Raw genomic sequence first — 23879 nt, 5'->3', positions numbered from 1 at the left:
GATAGTCTTCACTATCGGCTGTATTTTTCTTTTGTCAGGAAATAAATAATGCATCGAGTCATTCTCTCTTTACTCCTATCTATTGTTTTAGTCGCTTGTCAGTCCGCTCCGTCAACCCCAATCAGCAAACAGCAAGCCAACCCATTGCTTGCAACTATTCATACCGAAGAGGTTGTTCGTGAATTTCGCGCCGCATGGGTTGCGACTGTTGCGAATATAAATTGGCCCCAGCAACCGGGTCTTTCTGTTGAAGAGCAAAAACGTCAAGCAATAAAAATATTAGATACGCTACAAGCAAATAATTTTAATACCGTTATCTTTCAAGTGCGGCCACAAGCTGATGCACTTTATCAAAGCTCTACTGAACCATGGTCTTATTATTTAACGGGTCAGCAAGGGCAAGCGCCCGACCCTTTTTACGACCCTCTGCAGTTTTGGATTGAACAAGCGCACAAACGGGGTTTAAAGCTACATGCGTGGTTTAATCCTTATCGTGTGCATCATCCATCAGGTGGAAGTGTTAGCGAACAGTCAATGAGTGTGCAAATGGCTGAAGATGTCGTGCAGCTTAAAAATGGCATGCACTGGTTCATTCCAACTAATCAGTCTGTTATTGATTATAGTATTGCGACGTTACTAGAGTTAGTAGAAAACTATGATATTGATGGCCTTCATTATGACGATTATTTTTATCCGTATCCGTCATACAACGAAGGTGAAGACTTTCCTGATCAAAGCCAATACTTAGATTACCAAAAGCAAGGTGGCAAATTAAGTAAAGGTGATTGGCGCCGAGCAGCGGTCAATCAATTTACTAAAACACTCTACCAGCAGGTAAAACAACTCAAGCCACATGTACAAGTGGGTATTAGCCCTTTTGGTATTTATCGTCCTAAGCAACCGGCTACTATCCGAGGTTTAGATCAATATGAAAAGCTCTATGCCGATGCCAAGCTGTGGCTAAATGAAGGCTGGCTTGACTATTTTACGCCGCAATTATATTGGCCTATCAATCAATACTCGCAAAGCTACCCATTACTCGTTGCGTGGTGGCAATCGCAAAATACTCAACATCGTCATTTATGGCCTGGTATCAATACATTGATTGCAAATACCGATGCCGGAATAGACGAGGTTGTTAACCAAATTATGATCAATCGGGCTATGTTAAATAATTCGCCTGGTGTTGTATTTTGGAATGTAAAATCACTCGATTACGCTGACTTTTCGCAGGTGATTGAAAAGGGGGTTTTTCAACATCAAGCATTACTGCCACTATCAAACTGGTTACCGGCTCAACAGGTTAGTAAACCGACAGTGAGTTATAATCAGTATGCACAGCAAACAAAATTGAGTTGGCACCACACAGAACCAGAGCATGTGTTCAAAACCCTTGTTTACCTGAAATATGGCGATGATTGGCAATATAAAATTTATCCATCAATGATGCGCTCAATTACTGTTGAAAATAACAACAATGGACAGCCACTGACAAATGTCCGAGTTGTAGCAGTAAGCCGCGATGAAGTGCTTAGTGAGCCGATGGAAGTGCAACTTAAGTAATGTTTTGATCAGCAAGTACAGTAATATACAACAATGCTCTCTAGTCGGGTTATTGTGAGCACTCAGTTAACTTTACGCTTGCTATCAGAATCGGATTGGAAAGTATTATAGTGAGAAAAAGCGCGCCGGGCAGGGCGCGCTTGAAGGGGTTAATCCTGAGTTGCTAGAGGCAATCTGGAATTAACTAAAAACTCGGTGAGTAACGAACAGCAACGCCAACGGTGCGGCCAATTACACTATAATCACTAACAGTATTGAAATGGTTTGCGCCAATTTCAGGTGTCGGTGGTGCTTTATCAAATAAGTTATCAATACCAAAGTTAACAGCGAGACTGTCGGTTGCTTGCCACGATGCAGCAAAGTCCATGTAATCTTGCGCATCGATTGTTTCTGATCTATCTACAGCGTAGTCTACTTCACCAATTCTGCGCCAGCCTAATTGGAAGTTCATAGTATCTAGTTGCCAATCAAAGGTAGCACGGTGCTTATAATCAGCTTGTAAAATACTGGCAAAATCCCCAGAACACGCGCTGCCATAAGTGCCTTTACAATCTACTTCGGCAACGGTGCTGTTATTTTGGCGAGTTTGCTTGGTTACAAAATTACCTTGGTACGAAAATCTAAAACGGCCGCCCAAATCCATTGGTGCATCAAACACATAGTTAGCAGCGACATCAATACCTTCTTGCTCAATTGCAGCAAGGTTAAAGTCGTTTACGATGGCAGTGCTGATAAAGCCGGTGTTTGGATCGCGAAGTACGGCGCCACATAATGGGTTATTTGGGTTTGGATCGTCGATATAACAGCTCTGTAATGCCGCTGCTGGTTGAATTTGGCTTACCGCATCGGTTACGCGAATGCTGTAGTAATCAAGTGATAGATCAAAGCCCTCAATGTAACTTGGGGTATAAACTACGCCTAAGGTATCTGACTCTGCTTGCTCTGGTTTGATGTTTGGGTTACCGCCGTAAGTATATTCGGCCGTTGTTGAATCAAACTCAGTGCCGACAGGCGGTGCGCCAAAAGCGGCACATTGCGCAGCATCACCTGTGCCTAGTAAGCATGGATCGCCATTAAAGCGACCGGCAAAACGTGGCACAAATTGGTCACTATTTTGATCAAATAATGCTAATGATAACGCCGTGATTGGACTTGCGAATTCACCTAAGTTGGGAGCTCTAAATGCTGTAAGCTTATTAGCACGAATACGTATATCGTCATTTATTGCCCAGTTAATGCCAAGTTTATAAGTGTCTTCTGCTTCGGTATTTGAGTAATCAGAAACCCGATAAGCACCTTCAAAGCTTAACTCTTTGGCGAATGGCATATCAACGAGTAGTGGCACTAACAATTCCGCATAGAACTCGCTGCTATCAAAGCTGGCGTCCATATCAAACGCGCTGACAGACGCAAAGCTAGTGCCATTTCTAAACGCATCCCCTGGAGTTTGCTTGCCGGTTTCTTTACGGTACTCATAGCCAATTGCAAAATCTACATAACCCGCTGGTAATTCAAATAATGCGCTTGAGTCCCCTGATAAAGTGGCTGCAAACACGCTCTGGGTACGCTCGCGGGTGGTGTAAAGGAGTGGATCGCTAAATTCACTTAGATCTAAATTAGGATCAAAAATATCCATGCTATTGGCAATATTACCAAAGCGGCTATTACCACTGTTATCAATTTTATAGCCGTTATTGTAAAGCGTAGCGACTTCATCTGTTTGGCCGTATTGGCCATAAATGTCATAGCGTAAGTAATCGGTAATATCGCCTTTTAAGCCCAGTTGAAATTGCAGTGAATCACGCACAGCTTCGGTATTTTGAACACCTAACCCTAAGTTACGTTCAACATTGACTAGGGCATTACCATCAGCATCAAAGCTTAGTTGTTGACGCAGTTCATCAGGAATATATTGATTATCTTGGGTTAACGTTACTTGTTCGTTAACAAGAATAGGCGTTTGGCCGCTAGCGCCGGCGCCATTAACGGTCACTTTTGAATACATAGCACGGCCGTAAATGATGGCGCTATCGCTGGCATCTACATCAAATAATAATCCTGCAGAAAACCTATCCATTGGCTGCGTTAAATAACGGTCACCAGTAAAATCACTGGTTTGACGGTCAGTGACGACTTGTCCTGCATCGTTAATCGCTAAACTATTGCCGCTAGCAACATCGGTGTAGTAACCACCGCTGTTGATCATTGTCGCGCCGTTTTCTAAGGCATAATCACGTTCGCCTGCGAGTAACTCTTTACGTTCTGAATAACCAAGGTAGCCTGTAATATGACCACGGCCATCGGCAATGTCACCACCAAAAATGGCTTCAAAGTTAAGTTTTTCATTCCCGCCGTCGGCGGTTTCATAACTACTTGAAAATTCAGCGCCGCTAAAATTATCATCCAGCACAAAATTGACAACGCCGGCAACAGCATCGGCGCCGTATACTGCAGCGGCGCCGCCTGTTAATACATCAACACGCTTTATTAGCCCTGCAGGAATAGTATTTACATCAACCGAGTTACGAAAACTAAATGGCACTGCACGGGTACCGTCAATAAGCACCAACGTACGGTTTTGGCCAAGCCCACGTAAATCAATGGTTGATGAACCAAATGAGTCACCCACCGTTGCGCCTGTGCTATTGGCGCCAGCTGCCGCTTGTGGCAGCTTAGCGGTAATGTCTTCAACATTTACTGCACGATCTAAGTGTATTTGTGTTTCGTCAACACTTACAACAGGGCTGCTAGATACTAATTCAGTGCGTTGGATACGTGAACCCGTCACAGTGATCACTTCAGGTTTCGCTTGTTCTACGGTTTGTTCCGCGGCTAACAATGCAGGACTGGTCGTGGTAAGCATAGCCAGTGCGATAGGAGACAGTAAATGCAGTGGCCGTATTGAGTTATGTTTGCAGTATTTCATTGTCGATTCCCGTGGTTATGTATTTTTTGCTATTATGGGGGGTGTTGTCAGTACACTTAACGTGTTGACTAGTTTTAAAGCATTTTCAACGTTTTTGCAATAATTATTCTTTCAATGTTTGATTTTAAAGTATAAAGTATTCCTTAGCTCGAGATAAATCTATATTTATTAGTGTTTTGATTTTAAAAGGTAAAAAAATGCATCAGCATATATTAAAGCTGTATAACAGTGCTATGAAACAACAAAGATTAATAATTGGTCTGATGAGTGGTACATCACTTGATGGCCTTGATGTAGCATTGTGCAAGGTTTCAGGCCAAGGTATGGATACTCAAATAGAAGTTTTAGCCTTTGAAACAGTTGATTATGATGATGACTACAAGCAAAAAATAAAAAAGGTGTTTGCTGAGCGTTCCTGTGACCTTGAGCTGGTCACATTACTACATCCTTGGGTAGGCACATTGCACGGTAATATGGTGAATCAGTGTTTAGCTAAATGGAATGTAGCAGCAGATGATATTGATGCAATCGCCAGTCATGGGCAAACAATTTATCATTGTCCTAAAAGCCAACATGCACACGTTGATTTTAAGCACGGTACTTTGCAAATAGGTGATAGTGACCATTTGGCGGTAACAACGGGTATTACTACTATTGGCGATTTTCGGCAAAAACACATTGCGGCTGGTGGCGAGGGGGCGCCTTTAGCGGTTTATGGCGATTACTTATTTTTTACCAGTGGTGATGAAAACCGTATTTTGTTGAATATGGGGGGGATTGCAAACTTAACCTACCTGCCAAAATCTGCTGATGCCAGTGCGGTGTTTAGTTCTGATATTGGCCCCGGTAATACTATTATGGACGCGTATATTCAGCGTCACTTTGCACCTTTGCATTATGATAAAGACAGTCAAGTCGCATCTCAAGGCACGGTTAATCAAGCCTTGCTAACTGAGCTTTGCGATAATGAATTTTTTAGTTTGGCGTTTCCAAAAACTACCGGTCCTGAAGTATTTAACTTACAATACCTAGCACGAGCGCAAACTGCAACCCATACTACAGAGCTAAGCCATCAAGATGTTATGGCGACACTCAATCGGTTTTCAGCTCAAGTGATTGCTAAGGCGATCAATGATTGTAGCGCGAAGCTTGGTGGTGTTGCGGTTTATGCAAGTGGCGGTGGAATTCATAACCCACTACTTATGCAGCATATTTTATCGCTATGTCCGCACTTGCATGAGATTAAGAATACCCAAGTTTTAGGTATTGATCCCGATGCTAAGGAAGCTGTGTTATTTGCCATTTTAGCGAATGAATGTTTAGCGGGAGGGCAGCAACGGTTTGGTAATCAGGCTCAAGGAATACCAACGATCACCATGGGGAAAATAAGTTTTGCCGATTAAAAAAGTGATAAAAATGAACTGCTAAAGCTCGTTATTAATTGGCGTAGTGATTGGCTTTTAGCGGCTAAATGGGGCTTATATTGCTCAATATAGCCTGCGCCAAACGCCTGTATAATGACATCAAACTCGGCACTGTCCTTGAGTGTTGCATGCAAGCCGTGCAGCATCATTTGTAGCACATACTCGTCACCTTCATCACACTGACTTATGTGTGAGAGTGTGAGGTGCACTGTGCCGATTTCAATATCTGTTTGGCTTAATTTATATTGCATAAAGTAGCGGGCATCACGCTCTTCAATATGTGAGGCGCTGAGCGAGACAACATCACCTTCATGGGCATCGTCAGGTAATACACATAACAGTGTAATTTCATGTTGCGCATTGGCATTGAGCTGCAATGTATCGTACTCCATAGTATGTGCCATGGCAGCCGAAAGGGGATCTTCAAAAGATTGCAGTGCAAAGCTTAAACGCACTAAAGGGGTTGTCATTAAAGTCAGCTATCTATTGTAAATAAATTAAATTGGATAGAAATTATCCATTATTTTAATTTCAGATTTATGACTATATTGAATAAATTCTCATAGATTTTCATTTTTGTTGATAAAACAATGCTGTATTGTTGGCTTATGGGTAAGATCAAACTTCTGTATTTTAGACTAAAAATTTAACAATCATTTTAGCTAATTTTTATTGTTAAACTGACGTGCTGAATTGTGTATAAAAGCGCTCGTAATATACGCTAATTTGAGTATAGTCAGTGTAAAGTTAACTGTTGAGATCATTATGTTTAAACAAATAGCGCTACTGTTATCACTGTGTATTGTTTCATTTTTGTCTGTTGCTGCTGATAACAGACCGTTTACAGGGCAGATCAGCGCCGCTGATTTACTTAGCAAGTATCCCAAATTTGCCAGTGAATATGAAATATTCACCCCTACAACAGCAGACACCCAAGCAATTCAATCCCTTGCTGGAAAAGATATTTTAGTGTTATTTGGGACATGGTGCCATGATAGTCAACGTGAAGTGCCTCGCTTACTTAAACTACTTGATAGCACTAATGTGGCATTTGCAAGTTTGCAATTGGTTGCTGTGGGTTATGACAAGCAAGACCCTGGAGGCATCGCCAAACACTATCAGCTAAAGTATACACCGACAGTTGTAGTCTCAAACGGGGGTATTGAACTGGGCCGCTTAGTGGAAAAGCCAAATGAGTCTATTGCGAGAGATTTAAGCCAATTTGATTAATCAGCTCTCTAGTCGTAATTGTTTTATGTTGCAAAGTTTTCCTTCTGGCTAATTACCTACTTGCTGATTAGAATAGAGCTATTCGCTAAATAACAATAATGAGTCACCGATGTCGCAACACGTAATCGCCTTAATTGATGAGGCAAACAGCCACGATCCAAACCTAGAACAGCATAATGGTAAAATGTGGCCTAAAGAACGTTTATATTCAGAACGTATGACCGAGATGCTGAATCGCTTTAAACCCGATGCTGATGAGTTAATGCATATCGCTGTTCGAGCCCAACATATTAAACGTTGGTGTTCACCGCGCAGTAATTTCCCGATGGATAAACAAGGGTATCATCAGTGGCGCAGTGCCCTGTATGTATTTCATGCTGATACTGTGATTGAATTAATGCAACAGGCTGGCTGCTCTGAGAGCGAACAGCAACGAGTGTATAACGCGGTGGCGAAAAAGCAAATCAAGCGAAACCCTGATAGTCAATTAGTTGAAGACATCGCAAGTTTAGTGTTTATTGAGCATTATATGTTGGCATTCGCACAAACCAAACCGGATTACGATGAACAAAAGTGGATTGGGATTTTGCAACGTACTTGGCAAAAAATGTCTACAGAAGCACATAGTTTCGTGCTAGCCGGTAATATTACGTTACCTTCGCCGCTAGTACCGTTAATTGAAAAAGCGCTTACCCCGAGTTAAAATCGCACAGAAATGAACAATAGCAAGGAACTGGCTATGCACTGCCCAAGGACACACATAGAGCTCACTAAACTAATCGTCGGGGGAATTGAGGTTTACTCATCCTCCAACGGCGGGGTATTTTTTGATAATCGTCAGATCACTAATTTTAGTGATCCAACGTTAAAAAGAGCGCTGGTGCTTGCTGAGCATTTAGCTGCTTTGCCAGATAGTGACGCTGATCTGTCATCACGCATTAATTGCCCTAAGTGCCCTAGTATTGTAATGATGCGACGCTTTTTCACTCCGCTCCATGTGGTCGAAATAGATGAGTGCCCTAATTGTGCGGGGATTTGGCTAGATCCAAAAGAGCTTAATAAAATCCACGAAAACCACTTATCAGCGAGAGAAAAGCAGTTACTGCTAAACCAACAAATGAATGATCATGGTTTTGTTCAGTTTGATATACCAACTAATAGATTTAGCCGTCAGGGCCTTAAAAAAAATCATAATAACAATACTGAGAGTTTAGTTGAATTAGCGTTGGCGTCGCTGTTTGATAAATAAAGCAACTCAGTCTTGGCTAAGTTGCTTTTGTACAGTGTGTACTTTTGCTAAGGTTTGTTGATCAACAATAATAGGTAGCGTCAGCTCCATGTTTTCTAAGCTATCGGCTATTTGTTTCTTCAACTGCGTCGCACTCTCAGCTTGTATGACTTTAATTGCTTCCGTTGTTTGCAACTTTACTTGTGTTGTTAATTGCACTTCATTTGGGCTCAATAGCAATATTGACAGTAGTAATGTATTCATTTTTTATCTCCTTATTTAAATTACCGCTAAGATAAGGAAACTTGATGACAAAACAGTGTTTCTAATATTTCTACTAGATTAAACTTTAATGCTATTTTGATGAAGACAAGAACACTCAACTTTGTACTAAACAAATCAAGGTTCCTTCGATTGCCCGCACATAGGCATAATGTTGAGTTTCCCTAAAGCTTGGCGGGCAAAGTGGCTCGGCACCCGCTAATACGGCTTTATCGTAACTCTCACAAAGATTAGTACAGCTAAAACGCAACTCAAAGCCAAGCGCTGGCTGTTTTGGATGTGCGCGAATGTAGCCTTGTTTAAAATGCGCTTGCGCGTAGGGGTGATTAGCAAAGGCTATTTTGACGCTTCCGGTATCAAGTTCACCATACTCACCGTTATCACTGACTGATGATGTGCTCAACCCAAATGCTTGATAATAAAAGTCTAAGGTTTCTTCAACGTTATCAACATAAATAACCTGACCTACAAATTCCATATACCGCTCACTGTGCTACTTTATTTTATAAATAAAGCACACTTTGAACACCTTCGCGAGCTAAGCCATCAGTATATTATTTATGTGAGACACAAAAAAACCTTGCAGAGGCACACTCTACAAGGTTTTTTTATAGCTTATAGCTTATAGCTTATAGCTTATAGCTTATAGCTTATAGCTTACAGCTTACAGCTTACAGCTTACAGCTCTAAGACTTATTACGGTTTTCTTTGCTAAACGCGCGGATCTTACGTTTTTGCGAAAGCGTTACTTTGTTAGTACGCCCTGCAAATGGGTTATCACCTTCTCTAAATTCAATTTTGATTGGTGTGCCCATGATTTTTAATGCTTTACGGTAGTAGTTCATCAAGTAGCGTTTATAGCTGTCTGGTAAGTCGTGAACTTGGTTACCGTGAATTACGATACGTGGTGGGTTATAACCACCCGCGTGCGCGTATTTAAGCTTAACACGACGGCCACGTACAAGCGGTGGCTGGTGATCGGCTTGTGCCATGTCCATAATACGGCGTAGCATAGCTGTGCTAATACGCTTAGTTGCAGACTCGTATGCTTCGTCAATTGATTCAAATAAATGACCAACACCTGTACCATGCAGTGCAGAGATAAAGTGCAGACGTGCAAAGTCGATAAAGCCTAAGCGGCGATCAAGCTCTGATTTAATACGATCTTTCACGTAGTCATCAAGGCCATCCCATTTGTTTACGGCAATCACTAATGAACGACCTGAGTTAAGTGCAAAACCCAGTAAGCTTAAATCTTGATCTGAAATTCCATCACGAGCGTCAACAACGAGTAGCACTACGTTACAATCTTCGATTGCTTGTAGAGTTTTGATCACTGAGAATTTTTCAACCACGTCACTGACTTTCTTACGTTTACGAACACCGGCTGTGTCAATCAATACGTATTCTTTCTCGTTACGGGTCATTGGGATGTAAATCGAATCGCGAGTAGTTCCTGGCATATCGTAAACAATAACACGTTCTTCACCGAGGATACGGTTAGTTAGTGTTGACTTACCGACATTAGGGCGACCAATAATGGCTAATTTAACTGGTTTGTCAGCAAAGGCTTGTTGCTCAACTTCTTCGCCATCTTCAGCGTATAGGTCAACCAGTTCGTCATCATCATCTTCACCATCGTCGTTAAGCGCGCTTAGCTCAGCGATGACAGGTTGCAGAGTATGCTCTAGCAGTAACGTTATACCACGACCATGTGCGGCTGCAATATGGTGTACTTCGCCTAATGATAGTTGATAAAACTCAGCGCAATTTGAATCGGCATCAATACCGTCAGTTTTGTTGGCTACAACAAAGCTTTTCTTCTCTTGCTTACGTAAGTGATTAGCAATTGCTTGATCAGCGACAGTCATGCCGACACGGGCATCGACTAAAAATAAAACAATATCAGCTTCTTCAATCGCCAGTAGCGATTGATCAGCCATTTCCATTTCGATGCCTTCTTCAGAACCATCAATACCGCCCGTGTCTACTACGATAAACTCATAGCCATCGTAATTAGCTTGGCCGTATTTTCGATCACGGGTTAAGCCAGGGAAGTCGGCAACGAGCGCATCACGCGTACGTGTCAAACGGTTAAATAATGTGGATTTGCCCACATTGGGTCGCCCAACTAGAGCGATCACGGGAAGCATAAACTACCTCTTAAAAAAACAACAAAAGGCTTCGCGTTGCGAAGCCTTACAAAAATAAATTAACTATTAATAACTTATAGCTATTTTAGCAAATTAGTCTGGTATTTTTACCGCACTAACTTCACCATCTCGGGTGTATAAAATCAGTTTGTCGTCTGCAACAACCGGCTCAATAAAAAAGCCTGAACTGTCAAAGTCTTCGCGCGACACAAGTTCGCCTGATTCTTTATTTAGCCAGTGTAGGTTGCCTTCTTGGTCGCCCATAGCTAAATAATTTCCTGCTACCGCAGGCCCTGTTAAGTACCAACCACGAAGGGCCGGTTGGCTCCAGCGTTCAATGCCAGAGGTTTTATCTAATCCATAAACAACACCTTCACTATCTACTACATAGATAGTTTGTGCGTCCATGGCAATTTCACGATAACTGCTGTATTCACGTTTCCATACAACGTTACCAGAACGAATATCAACTGCCGCTAAGTTACCATTGTAGGCGATAGCGTAGGCATAAGGACCACTGATCAAAGGCTGGGTATCAACATCCACCAAACGCTCAAATTCAGATGAACCCTTAGGTGTAGCGATTTCAGCACTCCAAGCAGAATAACCGCTGTCAGAGATCAGTACGCTTAATTTTCCGGTTTCAAGACCAATTAATACCCCGCCGTTCGCGACGATAGGCGAGCTTTGACCACGTAGTGTTAATGCTGGCACTTCCTGCTCATGGCTCCAGCGCTCTTCACCAGTATCTGGGTGCAGGGCAAGTAATTTACCTGAGCCTAAATTAACATATATAAGGCCATCGCCTGCTGCAGGTTTTGCTAACACTTCGCCAGGTACTTTTTTCCGCCAAACAATGTCACCAGTTTCACGGTCAAGGGCGAGTAAGTAACCATGCTCTGAGCCAATAAATATTTTACCATAAGCTTGTAAAATGCCGCCTGATAATTTGGCGCTAATATCGCTTTCCCAAGGCCAGAAGCTTGAATTTTCGCGAATATCGGTTTCCCAAATAGTGTCGCCATTTGCAAGTGATAGTGCTTCAACTTCACCATCACGGCTTGCGACAAAAACACGATCTTTATAGACCGCAGGGGTTAAGCGAGAAAAATAATGTTCAACACCATCACCAATACTTTCTTGCCAAACAATATCGGTTTCAAACTGATTAACGATTTCAGGCAAGACGAGTTCTTCTTCATCGCTAGATGAGCAACCGACTAAGGTTGCCATACATAACGCTATACTTGCCGCTGTTAATTTTTTCATGGTAACCCCTTACGCCGCTGGGCTAGTTACTGCCAAGTCATCAAGTTTGATTTGCAATAATGGGTTATTTTCAAGGCCACCCGCATCTGCGGCTGCTTGATACGCTGTACGTGCTTGGCTTACATCACCTTGAACGGTATAGATATCACCTTTAAGTTCAGCAACAGTTGCTGCGAATGATTCAGCAAACTCACCATTTAGCGTAGTTAGTGCTTGATCGTATTGCTTCTGTGCTATTTGTACTCGCGCTAAACGAGTTGTTGCAGTCGCTTTTAAATCTGCATTGCTAACATTTGCCATAACCCAAGTTAGCTTCTCATTAGCAACTTCAAGCTGGTTCTTTTCTACGGCTTCTTTTGCTGCAACAAAGGCTGCAAGTACGCTGTAATTTGTGTCTTTGTGCTCAGTGATAAAGGTATCAGCGGCACCTAATACTGCACCACCTTCAACAAGCTGGGTATACGCATCAGATGCGTTTTCTGCTGTAGTAATTTGGTGTTGGTTATACGCTTTCCAGCCATACAGGCCCCCTAAACCAATGACTACACCGAGTGCCAGCGATACACCATTTTCACGAAAAAAACGTTTGATCGCTTCTGCTTGTTGTTCTTCTGTTGAATAAATATCCATTCTTACCTCGTCTTTTTTAGCTGTTCACAAGCTCAGCTAAAAGCGTTTTAATTTGTTCTAATTCTAAGGTGACTTGTTCTTTACGCTCGCGCAAATACTTAACTGTCACGACGCCTTGTTCTAATTCATCTTCGCCGATAATGAGTGCAACGAGTGCATCACTTTTATCTGCACGCTTGAGTTGTTTCTTAAAGTTACCGCCACCGGCATGAACCATTATGCGTAAGCCTGGTACTTCTGCGCGTAATTTTGCTGCAATAATTGGGGCTTGAATGCTGGCTTTATCACCCATCGTTGCTAAATATACATCAGCGTTGCGACGAATGTCACCTACACACTCTAATGCTTGTAACATTAACACTAAACGTTCCAGACCCATAGCAAAGCCAACCGCAGGCGTTGCTTTACCACCTAGTTGCTCAACTAAGCCATCATAACGACCACCGGCACAGACAGTACCTTGTGCGCCAAGACTATCTGTTACCCACTCAAAAACAGTACGGTTATAGTAATCGAGGCCACGGACTAACTTTTCATTGACCGTGTATATGACGCCAGCGGCGTCTAAACGTTCACATAAATTTTCGAAATGTTCTTTTGATTCAGCATCTAAGTGCTCAGATAGCTTAGGTGCATCACCTAAAATAGCTTGTACATCCGGATTTTTGCTATCTAATACACGCAGTGGGTTAGTATACATACGACGTTTTGAGTCTTCATCAAGGACATCAACGTGTTGTTCTAAATAAGCAACTAAAGCGTCGCGGTACTGAGCACGAGCCTCATTTGAACCTAACGAATTAAGTTCTAAACGAACATGCTCACTAATACCAAATTGTTGCCATAGCTGGGCTGTTAATAAAATAACCTCAGCATCAATGTCTGCACTGGCAATACCGAATGTCTCAAGGCCAAATTGGTGGAACTGGCGATAACGGCCTTTTTGTGGACGTTCATGGCGAAACATTGGGCCCATATACCAAAGGCGTTGCTCTTGGTTGTAAAGTAAACCATTTTCGTTACCTGCACGTACACATACCGCTGTGCCCTCAGGACGAAGGGTTAAGCTATCACCATTATTATCGGCAAAAGTGTACATTTCTTTTTCAACAATATCAGTTACTTCGCCAATTGATCGTTTAAAAAGATCAGTTGATTCTACAATTGGAAAACGAATTTCTTGATAACCGAAAGATGCTACAGTCTCGCGTAAGATGCTTTCTACTTTCTGCCAAACTTGAGTATCGCCCGGCAGACAATCGTTCATACCACGTATTGCCTGAATTTGTTTTGCCACTGCTAAATCCTAAAAACTGTTTTTGTGTAATAAAAAACGACTACACAACAAGAATGCTAAAAATTGACCCGCCATTATAGCTGGCATGCGCGCGGCAAACCACCCGGTTTGCCGACTATATTAACTTTATTCAACGATTTTAATATCGATTGGGGTTTGCTGCTCTTTTTTGGCGATAAAATCACGTACGTAGCCTTCGAGCTGTTCAACAATATTATTATTATCGATACGTGCCTTTTGCCGTTCGCCATTGATATAAAGCCCAGAGCGACGATTTGCGCCGGCCAAACCAATATCGCTTACTAAGGCTTCACCTGGACCATTAACTACACAACCAATAACTGAGACTGATACTGGCTCGATGATATCTTCTAAACGTTCTTCAAGGGCATTCATGGTACTAACCACATCAAACTCTTGACGTGAACAGCTGGGGCAGGCAATAAAGTTAATGCCGCGAGAGCGTATACGCAGGGATTTTAATATATCGAAACCGACTTTGATCTCTTGTACAGGATCTGCCGCCAGTGATACACGTAACGTGTCGCCGATGCCTTCAGCGAGTAACATGCCAAGGCCAACCGCTGATTTTACTGAACCTGAGCGCATGCCGCCAGCTTCAGTAATGCCTAAGTGCAAAGGTTGATCAATTTCTTTCGCCAGTAGGCGGTATGCGCCAACGGCTAAGAATACGTCTGAGGCTTTTACCGATATTTTAAATTGGTCGAAATTGAGACGCTGTAAAATTTCAACATGACGCATGGCAGATTCAAGGAGTGCTTCTGGCGTTGGTTCGCCGTATTTCTCCTGTAGATCTCGTTCAAGAGAGCCGCCATTTACACCAATACGAATAGGAATATTGTGTTCACGGGCCGAGTCTACGACGGCTCGAATACGATCTTCACTGCCTATATTACCAGGGTTAATACGTAAGCAATCGGCCCCATATTGCGCCACTTTAAGTGCAATCCGGTAATCAAAGTGGATATCGGTGACCAATGGAATAGTGACTTGCTCTTTAATGCTTTTAAATGCTTCCGCAGCATCCATGGTCGGTACTGAGACGCGAACTATATCGGCGCCAGCATCTTGGATTGCTTGAATTTGTGCAACGGTCGCATCAACGTCCATCGTATCAGTATTGGTCATTGACTGTACCGCTATGGGGGCGCCATCACCAATAGGGACATTGCCCACATTGATCCGAGTTGATTTTCTGCGTTTAATTGGAGATTCTGAAAACATAGCGACTACTCTGCTAACGGTAAATTAAATTTTGCTAAACGGTTTTTTGGGAAATTTGAAATATCAATTTTCTCCCCATCAAGCGTGATATCAACAACTTGATGCTTTCCTAACACAACAGAAAAAGGAAGGTGCCCTGAAACAGTCATCTCATAGCCTGCTTTTTTGACGCCAAACGCGACTTTATCGCCTTTACCATCGTGGATCTCAACCCAGCTTTCTTCATTAAAATGCATAACAATAGTACCGAGTCCATCGCTGTGTGGTTGCTGGATTGTTGCCTCACTCGCGATTACTTCTGACTCTGTAGTATCAGCGTGAATTGCTTGTTGCTCATCGAGCTGTTCGTCTGTTGCTGTCGAAAAATCATCTTCAGCCTCATCAGGACCTGCTTGCTCCAGTTGCGCTAAGGGCGCAGTGACCGGCTTTTGCTGAGGTAAATCAGCACTGCTTTCAGGTACGTTGTTTAAAGCGGGCGTGATAACTTGTTTGTCTATAGGAGCTGAGTTTTGCCACCACCATAATGCTGACGAACCAATAACAATCGCTAAAATAGCGTAACTCACTAGCATCAGGCGATTATCATGAGCTTCTTTTTCCGTTCGCTTAGAGAAGCTTTGCATTTTGGTTTTTTTTAAGGTTTCCTGTGGCTCAGGAAATAAGGCGAGAATGGTCGCCGTATCCAAATTAAACTCACGACAATAACTTTTAGCATACCCTTTAACAAAAGTTGCAGGGCCAATTAAATGGTGTTCGTCGTTTTCTAGACGTTGTAATTGCAACACCGATAATTTTAAATTCTTCGCCAGTTCTTCAAGACTGACATTCGCTTGCTCTCGGCTACTTTTTAAAGTTTGGCCGAGGCTTAACGTTGTTGATTCTGTATTTTCATCATTCATAAAGCGTATGATTCAGGGTCCACTAGTAACAGTCTATGCCCAGGTTTAAGTGCAACATCTGGGCTTAATTTATTCCATCGCATTAACTGATCAATTAACAAGCGACGCTTGGTGGCAATACTATATAAAGTGTCGCCAGGGGTAATCTCGTAATATATATTAGGGTCATTGAGGTAAATCTTTGTCCCATTGACCAACCGATCAGATTCTTTCAGCGCGTTCCATTGCAGTAACTTTTGTAGTTTAACATTGTATCGCACTGAAATGCTAAATAGGTTTTCGCCATCTTGTAAAACATGGTAAGGGGTTGTTAATTGCGGGATCTGCGGGTTCAATAGCGGTGCCTGGCTATTGTACTGCGGATCTTGAAAACGAACTGCAGGTTGGCTGCTATAACTTGGTTCAGCAAAGACAGCTTCGTTCTTTTGTGCTTGATAAAAAACAACTTTTTCATTATCGGCTAATTCATTTTTTAATTGTGCAGGTTTAGTCGCTGAGCTTTGCGCTTGTTTAGTGCTCGTGTGTTTTTGCGCTGGGGCGCTAAATGAGACAATCGTTACCCCATCCTGAGGCTGCGACTTATTTGTTACTTGTTTAGTTGCTGTAGGTGTTGTGTTGTTTGCTGAACTTGCCGGCACCTTAGCTAAATGCACTGTAGGGACGGCCAGCGTTTTTTCAACGTCAAGGTCTGAACGTGCCGTTGCTGTGTGTTGCGTTGATGCTGATTGGATTGTGAGTGCAGACATAACAGCAGCGGGATCATGACTGCTTGCGCTGTCATGCTGTTGTTTTATCGGCGCTTCACTTTGCGTTAACGCTGTTGTGTGTGGTTGTGCGCTATTCAAGGCCGCTAGAATAGCCCCCGTATCGGCAAGCGCTTGTGTATTAACTGCAGGCGTCGTGGGCTGTTCTGTCATTGCGCTTGCATCACTTGCAGTAATAGTTTCCTCAGTGGAAACGTTACTTAGTTCATCGCTGCTTGTCGGTTCTGTAACCGGTGTCGTAGTCATGGTTTGGGTTAGCTGCGCCGGCGCGCTAGTTGCGGGCGCTTTTTTCTTTTTTATAATGCGTATTTTGGGGGCTGAGACCACCTCACCCGCTGGGCTACTTGCTTGTAATGCATCTAATTTGGCTTGGCGATATTGTGAGCGCAGTATTTCAAACTCACTTCGTTTGGTCTGTTGCTCACGAATAAGGCCCGCTTCACTGGACGTCGGGTAGGTTTGTAATAAAGTGGCAGCAGTTGTCTCGGCTTTTTCAATGTGCCCCATACGTTGTTCAACTAAATAGCTCAGCAGTAATGAACGAGAGGAGACTTGGCCACTATTTTCATAACGCTGCAGTACTTCTTTTGCTTTATGTAAGTCACTTTTTGCGTAATACAAAGCGGCTAAGCTGATCAGTGATGAAGCACGCATTGAGCTGTGATTAATTGCTGACTTAAAATATTTTTCTGCATTATCAAAATCATCAAACTCAATGGCGCACAATGCTAAGTTTTCATAACTTTCGGCAACACGAATGTAACTTGGGATCTCAATGGCTTTTAATAGTTGCTCTGTGGCGCGGTCGTACTCACCAATACCGCATAGAAATACCCCGTAGTTATTGCGTGTGTTTGGATCGTTGGGATCAATTCTAATCGCTGTGAGATAGGCTTTGTCTGCTAGTGCGTTCTCACCGACCTGTTGATAATAATAGGCAAAAGAGTAGTGGACTTCAGGAAGATCAGGAGAAAATGCGGCGGCTCGTTCGAGGTTATACTTTGCTTGCGAGCTGTTCCCTGTATTTAAATACTCTAGTGCTAAGGCAATACGGGTGCGTGCTGCACCGGTATTATTGATTTTATTTTCAACAACGGGTTTGTCATTGCCATCATAACTATTTTCAGTTACACATCCTGTTAAAGCTAATGCACTGATAGTTATAGCAAGTAAAGATCGCATTACTTCGTCTCTTTATTATTGTCCATGGCGCTATATTACCGAAAAGCCCTTATGTTGCATCATTTATTTAAAAATAAACATACACTAAGGGCTTATGGCGGGTTAAAGAGTTAGGCTTGATGAATATTTACAGCAATCGCATTCTCATCACGCATTTTCTTTTTCGCTAAACGCTTAGTACGGTCAACAACGTCACCGACTAGCTGGCCACAAGCGGCATCGATATCATCTCCACGCGTACGGCGTACAATACAGGTAATCCCGGCGGCTTGTAATACCTTAGAAAAACGGTCAATACGACTGTTGCTCGAACGTGTGTATTCATTACCCGGGAACGGGTTAAATGGAATAAGGTTCACTTTTGATGGGGTGCCTTTTAACGTTTTAACAAGTTCATGGGCCTGATCTGTACTGTCGTTAATGCCGTTAAGCATCACGTATTCAATGGTCACGTCTTTATTTGCTTTTGAACCATCAATATAACGACGGCACGCTGCCAAAAATTCTTCAATTGGGTATTTCTTATTAATTGGCACTAGTACATCACGCAGTTCATTATTTGGTGCATGTAGAGAGATAGCCAATGCCACATCGATTTTTTCTTTTAATAAATCAAGTGCAGGCACTACACCTGACGTACTTAAGGTAACGCGGCGTTTTGATAAGCCAAAACCCCAATCATCCATCATTAATTCCATTGCTGGCACAACATTTTTAAGGTTCAGCAAAGGCTCGCCCATGCCCATCATTACCACATTGGTTACTGGGCGTTTTTCACTGTTGCCATCAAGGCCAATGTCTTTTGCTACACGCCACACTTGACCAATAATTTCAGATACTTTTAAGTTACGGTTAAAGCCTTGTTGTGCGGTTGAACAAAACGTACATTCAAGGGCGCAGCCAACTTGTGAAGAAACACATAAGGTAGCCCGTTCTTTTTCAGGGATCCAAACAGCTTCTACTTCTTGTCCGCCTTCAAGGATCAATGCGTATTTAATTGTGCCGTCACTGGCTTGTTGGCGTACGGTGATCTCAGGTGCAACAATCTCACACTCAGCTTTGAGTTTTTCTTTCAGCTTTTTGTTAACATTGCTCATTTCGTCAAAGTTATCAACGCCAAAATGATAAATCCATTTCATCACCTGATCGCCACGAAATGGCTTTTCACCGAACGATACAAACAAATCGCGCATTGCATCTCGGTTTAAATCTAATAAATTAATCTTTTTTTGCTCAGTGGTCATGAAACAACCTTAATCAGTGACGGTGGTGATAAAAATTTACGGAGGCGAATTGTACACAATTCAACCAAAATAGTCATTAGCTAAACAGCTGTTTAATTGCTTAGCTAATGACTAAAAAAGGGCCCGAAAGCCCTTTTCTTACTTTGCATCACAGGGTTAGCTGTGAAACTCGAATTAACGAGTACGTGGGCAAAGCTCTTCGTCAGCGAAGAAATACGCGATTTCGCGAGCAGCAGATTCAACAGCGTCAGAACCGTGAACAGCGTTTTCGTCGATGCTATCAGCGTAGTCTGCACGTAAAGTACCTGCTAGTGCTTCAGCTGGGTTAGTAGCACCCATGATTTCACGGTTCTTAAGAACAGCGTTTTCGCCTTCAAGAACGGTAACCATTACTGGGCCAGACGTCATGAAAGAAACTAAAGCACCAAAGAAAGGACGCTCGCTGTGCTCAGCGTAGAAACCTTCAGCTTTATCTTGTGAAAGGTGAACCATTTTAGCTGCAACGATTTTAAGACCCGCAGTTTCGAAACGGTTGTAGATAGCGCCAATGTGGTTTTTAGCAACTGCATCAGGTTTTACGATTGAAAAAGTACGCTCTAAAGCCATCTTTATGCTCCAATAATTTTTAAATAAAAGGTTGAATATTAACGGGCGCGAATTATACGTGTTTTAAACAAAAAAGCCTAATTTTATTAGAAAGCACTTTGATGGCAATTTTATGAATTGCTAAATATAGTATTTATAAGGTAGCTTCTTACTTGGCGAGAATAAATTGTGTGGTTTATTTAATGCAACTTTAATGAAATAAAAATTATAAGGAAATATAAATGAACAAAAGTATAACTATTGGTTTATTAGTCGGTCTATTATCGGCATGCGGTTCTGGCTCTGAGAAAGACTCAGAACTGCCGTGTCCACCGACACCGATTGCTATAGATGTAAATACTGTTGATCTGTCAATTAATGATGGTGCCTATCAAGCAAACAGTTTAATTGTATTTAACGAGCTTACCTTTGATTTTGAAACAAATGGTGTGCCTGTTTACGCTAAAGGCAACGAATACGATCCGCAGCAAAAATATCGAACTGATTGTGTCACAGCGCCTGTGATAATCGGCACAAACAATTCTTTGACGCAATTCAATATATACTCAACCGCCGATTTTAATTCAGCACTCACTGCTGGAACGAGCTTAAATCAGGTATTCACAGTGGCAAGTATTGATACCGGAGACCTCCAAAGCTATTATCAAGATGGTGATGCCCCTACGCTTGCTCAGTTACAAGATTCATTGCCGTTTGATGCACCTCGATACTTTACTTTAAAACTCAATCAGGCACCGGAATTTGAAAGTAGCCACATATTTTATATAGAGATAGGCATTGATGAGCAGCAAATTTTGCTTGAAACGACGGAACTATTAATCGCTGAAAACTAAAGGTGTTGGGATAGGACAAAATAAGCCGTCATTATTTTTTGGTTTAATCATTGATCACCTAAAATGTGTATCAAACTGAACAACTTCGTCTACACTAACGTATGCTAATAAGTTTCCGCGTGGCTTTTTTGGCTCAAGTGATCAATGTTTTTATCAGGAAGTGAGTATGTTTTTTAATAAATCTTTAAGACCTCAAATAACTGAATTAAAAAGTAAGCTTTTTAGGCTTACTCAGGTTAAAAAAAGTTTAGATGAAGAGATGCTCGTGTTAACGATAGATAAGACGGGTCGAATAATTACGCAAAATGATAATTTTAAACATGAGCTAGGGTATGCCCAATCGCAACTTATTGGTAAAAGTTTGCTGAGTTTTGTGCCGGATAATGCGAAACAGACAGCGCACTTTATTGGTTTGAAAAATGCGCTGGAACAACATGAACATTGGGTTGGAGCATTGCAATTTCTACATGCCAATGGTGAACAAGCATGGCTAAGGAGTATTCTTCAACCAATAGTCGATGAACAAGGCAACCTGGTTGAATTTACACTGCACTCTAGCGTATTAACCCGCACTATTGAAACCTCCCGCGAGCATCAAGATTTAATCAAGGCGTTACACCGAGCCATGGCAGTTATTGAGTTTGATACCAATGGCATTGTATTGACTGCAAACGAAAATTTTTTAGCGGGAATGGGTTATTCGCTCAAAGAGATTGTCGGTCAGCATCACCGAATGTTTTGTGAGCCTGAGGAGGCAAACTCGCAGGAGTATGAAACTTTTTGGCAGCAGCTTAAAAAAGGAAAGTATGTTGCTGACAGGTTTAAGCGTTTAAACCGCCATGGGCAGACTATATGGCTTGAAGCATCTTATAACCCGATTTTTAATGAGCAAAACGAACTCTATAAAGTGGTGAAATTTGCGACGGTGATCACTGAGCAGGTTGAACGTGAGCTAGCAATTTCAAAAGCGGCTGATATTGCATACAGTACCTCTACTGAAACGGATCATCTTGCAGACCAAGGGGCAGCGGTGATCCAACAAACAGTGCAAGTGATGAATGAATTAGCGGTGCAGATGTCGCAAGCGGGAGATGAAATAGCAGCACTGGATAAACAGTCGCAATTAATTGCCAGCATAGTACAAAGTATTAGTAGCATTGCCGATCAAACTAATTTGCTGGCCCTCAATGCTGCGATAGAAGCTGCACGTGCAGGTGAACAAGGCCGCGGTTTTGCTGTAGTAGCTGATGAAGTTCGTCAATTAGCATCAAGAACCAGTAAAGCCACCGAAGAAATTGTAGAGGTGGTGCAACAAAACCGTACACTCACCCAATCCACTGTAAAAGCAATTGAACAAGGTAAGAACAAAGCGCAAGAAGGACTCGAGTTGTCGACAGAGTCTGGATCTGTGATGACGAGTATTAAAAAAGGCGCACAGCAAGTGGTTGATGCAGTGAGTCAATTTGCCAATCAATTAAAGTGAGTTTTATGATTTCGATCAAAACATCGTTATTTAACTAACCCTATACTGCCGCGCTTTATTACTTAACCTGATCAGGTTACTTATTTCATGCAACTGGCCTGATCCCAGTTCGATGTATGGAGCGCGCATGTCGTCAATGATCTCCCCTTTTACGCCCGAATTACTTTCACCTGCGGGCAGTTTAAAAAACATGCGTTACGCATTTGCCTATGGTGCAGACGCTGTCTATGCGGGACAGCCTCGCTATAGTTTGCGAGTGAGAAACAATGAGTTTGACCTTGATACACTTAAAATAGGTATTAACGAAGCGCATGCACAGGGTAAAAAGTTTTATGTGGTATCAAATATTGCGCCGCATAACGCCAAAGTTAACTCGTATTTACGTGATATTGAACCTGTTATAGCCATGAAACCGGACGCGTTGATCATGTCAGACCCTGGTTTGATTATGTTAGTGCGCGAAAAATGGCCTAATATGCCTATTCATCTTTCAGTACAAGCAAATGCTGTAAACTATGCAACTGTGAATTTTTGGGCTAAACAGGGAATTGAGCGGGTGATTTTGTCTCGTGAATTATCACTGGAAGAAATTGCACAAATTCGTCAACTGTGTCCCAACACTGAGCTTGAAGTGTTTGTCCATGGCGCATTATGTATGGCGTATTCTGGGCGCTGTTTACTCTCCGGTTATATTAATAAACGCGATCCAAATCAAGGCACCTGCACCAACGCGTGCCGCTGGAACTATGATGTAAAACCAGGCGTTGAGAGTGAAACTGGCGAAATGGTGCATAAGTTTGATCCTAAAAAAGTGATCCCAACTCTTGGCGAAGGCGCACCGAGCGACGATATTGTGATGCTTGAAGAGCAAGGTCGCCCCGGTGAATACATGCCTGCGTTTGAAGACGAGCATGGCACTTACATCATGAATTCAAAAGACTTACGCGCTGTGCAATACGTAGAGCAATTAACAAAAATGGGCGTCCACAGCTTAAAAATAGAAGGCCGTACTAAATCTTTTTACTACGTAGCGCGTACTGCACAGGTTTACCGCAAAGCAATTGACGACGCCGTAGCGGGTCGCCCATTTGATGCAAACTTATTTAAAACATTAGAAAACTTAGCGCACCGTGGGTATACCGAAGGATTTTTAAAACGCCACGCCCATCAAGAGTATCAAAACTATGAATACGGCCATTCAGTATCAGACAAACAACAGTTTGTTGGCGAAGTTATAGAGCGAAATGCAAATGGCTTAGTAGAAATCGACGTAAAAAATAAATTTTGCGTAGGCCACTCACTAGAGCTGATGACGCCACAAGGTAATATTAGCTTTGTACTTGAATTGATGGAAAACAAAAAAGGCGAAGCAATTACAGATGCCAAAGGCTCTGGCCATATTGTAAAAATCCCATTACCTGACACTATCCATCTAGAGCACGCAATATTGATGCGTAATCTTGATGAAAATCAAAACACACGTGAACCTTTCAAACAAACTGTGGTTTGAACACCATCTTACGTAAGCATTAGTTGTCTAAATAGCCGCTTATATTCAGCGTTTGTTGTTCTTTTGGGATGAAATTAACCTGAAAGAACAACTGACTCTTGGTTATTAGTG

Annotated in this window: 21 protein-coding genes; 8 read left to right on the top strand and 13 right to left on the bottom strand. The window is 42.3% G+C overall.

What is annotated here, in order from left to right; translation table 11 throughout:
* The first annotated feature begins 48 nt into the window (after positions 1-48).
* A complete protein-coding gene (locus tag CWB85_RS10080; RefSeq protein ID WP_138554793.1) occupies positions 49-1563 on the top strand; it encodes a glycoside hydrolase family 10-like protein in 1515 nt (504 codons plus the stop codon).
* 184 nt (positions 1564-1747) lie between these two features.
* Here the strand turns inward: CWB85_RS10080 and CWB85_RS10075 are convergent, their stop codons facing one another.
* Positions 1748-4426: a TonB-dependent receptor domain-containing protein gene (locus CWB85_RS10075; RefSeq protein WP_493850803.1), complete on the bottom strand. Its 2679-nt coding sequence runs from the start codon at positions 4424-4426 to the stop codon at positions 1748-1750.
* 260 nt (positions 4427-4686) lie between these two features.
* On the opposite strand from CWB85_RS10075, the gene CWB85_RS10070 reads away from it, so the two are divergent.
* Positions 4687-5892, top strand: coding sequence for an anhydro-N-acetylmuramic acid kinase (locus CWB85_RS10070; protein ID WP_016706381.1), 1206 nt, complete (start codon positions 4687-4689; stop codon positions 5890-5892).
* Here CWB85_RS10070 and CWB85_RS10065 read toward each other — a convergent pair.
* Entirely contained in the window at positions 5889-6383 is a 495-nt protein-coding gene (locus CWB85_RS10065; RefSeq protein WP_016706380.1) for a hypothetical protein, read from the bottom strand. The two genes, CWB85_RS10070 and CWB85_RS10065, sit on opposite strands and share 4 nt — an antisense overlap.
* A 295-nt stretch (positions 6384-6678) precedes the next feature.
* On the opposite strand from CWB85_RS10065, the gene CWB85_RS10060 reads away from it, so the two are divergent.
* From CWB85_RS10060 to CWB85_RS10050, 3 genes are all read left to right on the top strand, one after another.
* The gene (locus CWB85_RS10060; RefSeq protein ID WP_138554791.1) at positions 6679-7143 is read left to right on the top strand and encodes a TlpA family protein disulfide reductase; all 465 of its coding nucleotides are present in this window, start codon (positions 6679-6681) and stop codon (positions 7141-7143) included.
* 109 nt (positions 7144-7252) lie between these two features.
* Positions 7253-7846, top strand: a complete 594-nt coding sequence (locus CWB85_RS10055) for a DUF4202 domain-containing protein (protein WP_138554790.1) — start codon at positions 7253-7255, stop codon at positions 7844-7846.
* A gap of 36 nt (positions 7847-7882) precedes the next feature.
* A complete protein-coding gene (locus CWB85_RS10050; protein WP_138554789.1) occupies positions 7883-8392 on the top strand; it encodes a TFIIB-type zinc ribbon-containing protein in 510 nt (169 codons plus the stop codon).
* Positions 8393-8398: 6 nt separating this feature from the next.
* On the opposite strand, the gene CWB85_RS10045 is transcribed toward CWB85_RS10050, so the two are convergent.
* The 11 genes from CWB85_RS10045 to ndk all read right to left on the bottom strand — a co-directional run bounded on the left by CWB85_RS10045 (position 8399) and on the right by ndk (position 19942).
* Positions 8399-8635, bottom strand: a complete 237-nt coding sequence (locus tag CWB85_RS10045) for a hypothetical protein (protein ID WP_016706376.1) — start codon at positions 8633-8635, stop codon at positions 8399-8401.
* Positions 8636-8750: 115 nt separating this feature from the next.
* Positions 8751-9131, bottom strand: a complete 381-nt coding sequence (locus CWB85_RS10040) for a VOC family protein (RefSeq protein ID WP_138554788.1) — start codon at positions 9129-9131, stop codon at positions 8751-8753.
* Positions 9132-9339: 208 nt separating this feature from the next.
* A complete protein-coding gene (gene der / locus CWB85_RS10035) occupies positions 9340-10806 on the bottom strand; it encodes a ribosome biogenesis GTPase Der (protein WP_138554787.1) in 1467 nt (488 codons plus the stop codon).
* Positions 10807-10899: 93 nt separating this feature from the next.
* A complete protein-coding gene (bamB, locus tag CWB85_RS10030) occupies positions 10900-12075 on the bottom strand; it encodes an outer membrane protein assembly factor BamB (protein ID WP_016706373.1) in 1176 nt (391 codons plus the stop codon).
* 9 nt (positions 12076-12084) lie between these two features.
* Positions 12085-12705 carry a YfgM family protein gene (locus tag CWB85_RS10025; RefSeq protein WP_016706372.1) on the bottom strand — a complete coding sequence of 207 codons (621 nt, stop codon included), beginning with the start codon at positions 12703-12705 and terminating at the stop codon, positions 12085-12087.
* Between the two features lie 16 nt (positions 12706-12721).
* Positions 12722-14002, bottom strand: a complete 1281-nt coding sequence (gene hisS / locus CWB85_RS10020) for a histidine--tRNA ligase (RefSeq protein ID WP_016706371.1) — start codon at positions 14000-14002, stop codon at positions 12722-12724.
* 126 nt (positions 14003-14128) lie between these two features.
* A complete protein-coding gene (gene ispG, locus CWB85_RS10015) occupies positions 14129-15247 on the bottom strand; it encodes a flavodoxin-dependent (E)-4-hydroxy-3-methylbut-2-enyl-diphosphate synthase (protein WP_016706370.1) in 1119 nt (372 codons plus the stop codon).
* 5 nt (positions 15248-15252) lie between these two features.
* On the bottom strand, positions 15253-16146 hold the full coding sequence (locus CWB85_RS10010; protein ID WP_138554786.1) for a RodZ domain-containing protein: 894 nt from the start codon (positions 16144-16146) through the stop codon (positions 15253-15255).
* On the bottom strand, positions 16143-18092 hold the full coding sequence (pilW, locus tag CWB85_RS10005; protein ID WP_138554785.1) for a type IV pilus biogenesis/stability protein PilW: 1950 nt from the start codon (positions 18090-18092) through the stop codon (positions 16143-16145). Before pilW ends, CWB85_RS10010 begins: the two co-directional genes overlap by 4 nt.
* 110 nt (positions 18093-18202) lie before the next feature.
* The gene (gene rlmN / locus CWB85_RS10000; RefSeq protein ID WP_138554784.1) at positions 18203-19336 is read right to left on the bottom strand and encodes a dual-specificity RNA methyltransferase RlmN; all 1134 of its coding nucleotides are present in this window, start codon (positions 19334-19336) and stop codon (positions 18203-18205) included.
* Positions 19337-19510: 174 nt separating this feature from the next.
* Positions 19511-19942, bottom strand: a complete 432-nt coding sequence (gene ndk, locus CWB85_RS09995) for a nucleoside-diphosphate kinase (protein ID WP_138554783.1) — start codon at positions 19940-19942, stop codon at positions 19511-19513.
* A 221-nt stretch (positions 19943-20163) separates the two neighbouring features.
* Between ndk and CWB85_RS09990 the strand changes: the two genes are divergently transcribed.
* The 3 genes from CWB85_RS09990 to trhP all read left to right on the top strand — a co-directional run bounded on the left by CWB85_RS09990 (position 20164) and on the right by trhP (position 23768).
* A complete protein-coding gene (locus tag CWB85_RS09990) occupies positions 20164-20775 on the top strand; it encodes a hypothetical protein (RefSeq protein ID WP_016706366.1) in 612 nt (203 codons plus the stop codon).
* Between the two features lie 166 nt (positions 20776-20941).
* Complete coding sequence (locus tag CWB85_RS09985; RefSeq protein ID WP_138554782.1) at positions 20942-22258, top strand: methyl-accepting chemotaxis protein; 1317 nt, start codon at positions 20942-20944, stop codon at positions 22256-22258.
* Positions 22259-22385: 127 nt separating this feature from the next.
* Entirely contained in the window at positions 22386-23768 is a 1383-nt protein-coding gene (gene trhP, locus CWB85_RS09980; RefSeq protein WP_138554781.1) for a prephenate-dependent tRNA uridine(34) hydroxylase TrhP, read from the top strand.
* The last annotated feature ends 111 nt before the right edge of the window (positions 23769-23879 follow it).

Origin of the sequence: Pseudoalteromonas sp. S1727 (assembly GCF_005886375.1) — a bacterium.
Lineage (GTDB): Bacteria > Pseudomonadota > Gammaproteobacteria > Enterobacterales > Alteromonadaceae > Pseudoalteromonas > Pseudoalteromonas haloplanktis.
This window is presented reverse-complemented; position numbering and strand designations above follow the sequence as displayed.

What these genes read in the sequence shown, in the direction of transcription:
- CWB85_RS10025 (WP_016706372.1), bottom strand. Translation starts at nt 12,705, where the DNA reads ATGGATATTTATTCAACAGAAGAACAACAAGCAGAAGCGATCAAACGT.
- CWB85_RS10050 (WP_138554789.1), top strand. Translation starts at nt 7,883, where the DNA reads ATGCACTGCCCAAGGACACACATAGAGCTCACTAAACTAATCGTCGGG.
- bamB (WP_016706373.1), bottom strand. Translation starts at nt 12,075, where the DNA reads ATGAAAAAATTAACAGCGGCAAGTATAGCGTTATGTATGGCAACCTTA.
- CWB85_RS10040 (WP_138554788.1), bottom strand. Translation starts at nt 9,131, where the DNA reads ATGGAATTTGTAGGTCAGGTTATTTATGTTGATAACGTTGAAGAAACC.
- CWB85_RS10060 (WP_138554791.1), top strand. Translation starts at nt 6,679, where the DNA reads ATGTTTAAACAAATAGCGCTACTGTTATCACTGTGTATTGTTTCATTT.
- trhP (WP_138554781.1), top strand. Translation starts at nt 22,386, where the DNA reads ATGTCGTCAATGATCTCCCCTTTTACGCCCGAATTACTTTCACCTGCG.
- CWB85_RS10075 (WP_493850803.1), bottom strand. Translation starts at nt 4,426, where the DNA reads ATGCTTACCACGACCAGTCCTGCATTGTTAGCCGCGGAACAAACCGTA.
- CWB85_RS09990 (WP_016706366.1), top strand. Translation starts at nt 20,164, where the DNA reads ATGAACAAAAGTATAACTATTGGTTTATTAGTCGGTCTATTATCGGCA.
- CWB85_RS10055 (WP_138554790.1), top strand. Translation starts at nt 7,253, where the DNA reads ATGTCGCAACACGTAATCGCCTTAATTGATGAGGCAAACAGCCACGAT.
- CWB85_RS10010 (WP_138554786.1), bottom strand. Translation starts at nt 16,146, where the DNA reads ATGAATGATGAAAATACAGAATCAACAACGTTAAGCCTCGGCCAAACT.
- ispG (WP_016706370.1), bottom strand. Translation starts at nt 15,247, where the DNA reads ATGTTTTCAGAATCTCCAATTAAACGCAGAAAATCAACTCGGATCAAT.
- CWB85_RS10080 (WP_138554793.1), top strand. Translation starts at nt 49, where the DNA reads ATGCATCGAGTCATTCTCTCTTTACTCCTATCTATTGTTTTAGTCGCT.
- ndk (WP_138554783.1), bottom strand. Translation starts at nt 19,942, where the DNA reads ATGGCTTTAGAGCGTACTTTTTCAATCGTAAAACCTGATGCAGTTGCT.
- der (WP_138554787.1), bottom strand. Translation starts at nt 10,806, where the DNA reads ATGCTTCCCGTGATCGCTCTAGTTGGGCGACCCAATGTGGGCAAATCC.
- CWB85_RS10065 (WP_016706380.1), bottom strand. Translation starts at nt 6,383, where the DNA reads ATGACAACCCCTTTAGTGCGTTTAAGCTTTGCACTGCAATCTTTTGAA.
- CWB85_RS10045 (WP_016706376.1), bottom strand. Translation starts at nt 8,635, where the DNA reads ATGAATACATTACTACTGTCAATATTGCTATTGAGCCCAAATGAAGTG.
- CWB85_RS09985 (WP_138554782.1), top strand. Translation starts at nt 20,942, where the DNA reads ATGTTTTTTAATAAATCTTTAAGACCTCAAATAACTGAATTAAAAAGT.
- CWB85_RS10070 (WP_016706381.1), top strand. Translation starts at nt 4,687, where the DNA reads ATGCATCAGCATATATTAAAGCTGTATAACAGTGCTATGAAACAACAA.
- pilW (WP_138554785.1), bottom strand. Translation starts at nt 18,092, where the DNA reads ATGCGATCTTTACTTGCTATAACTATCAGTGCATTAGCTTTAACAGGA.
- rlmN (WP_138554784.1), bottom strand. Translation starts at nt 19,336, where the DNA reads ATGACCACTGAGCAAAAAAAGATTAATTTATTAGATTTAAACCGAGAT.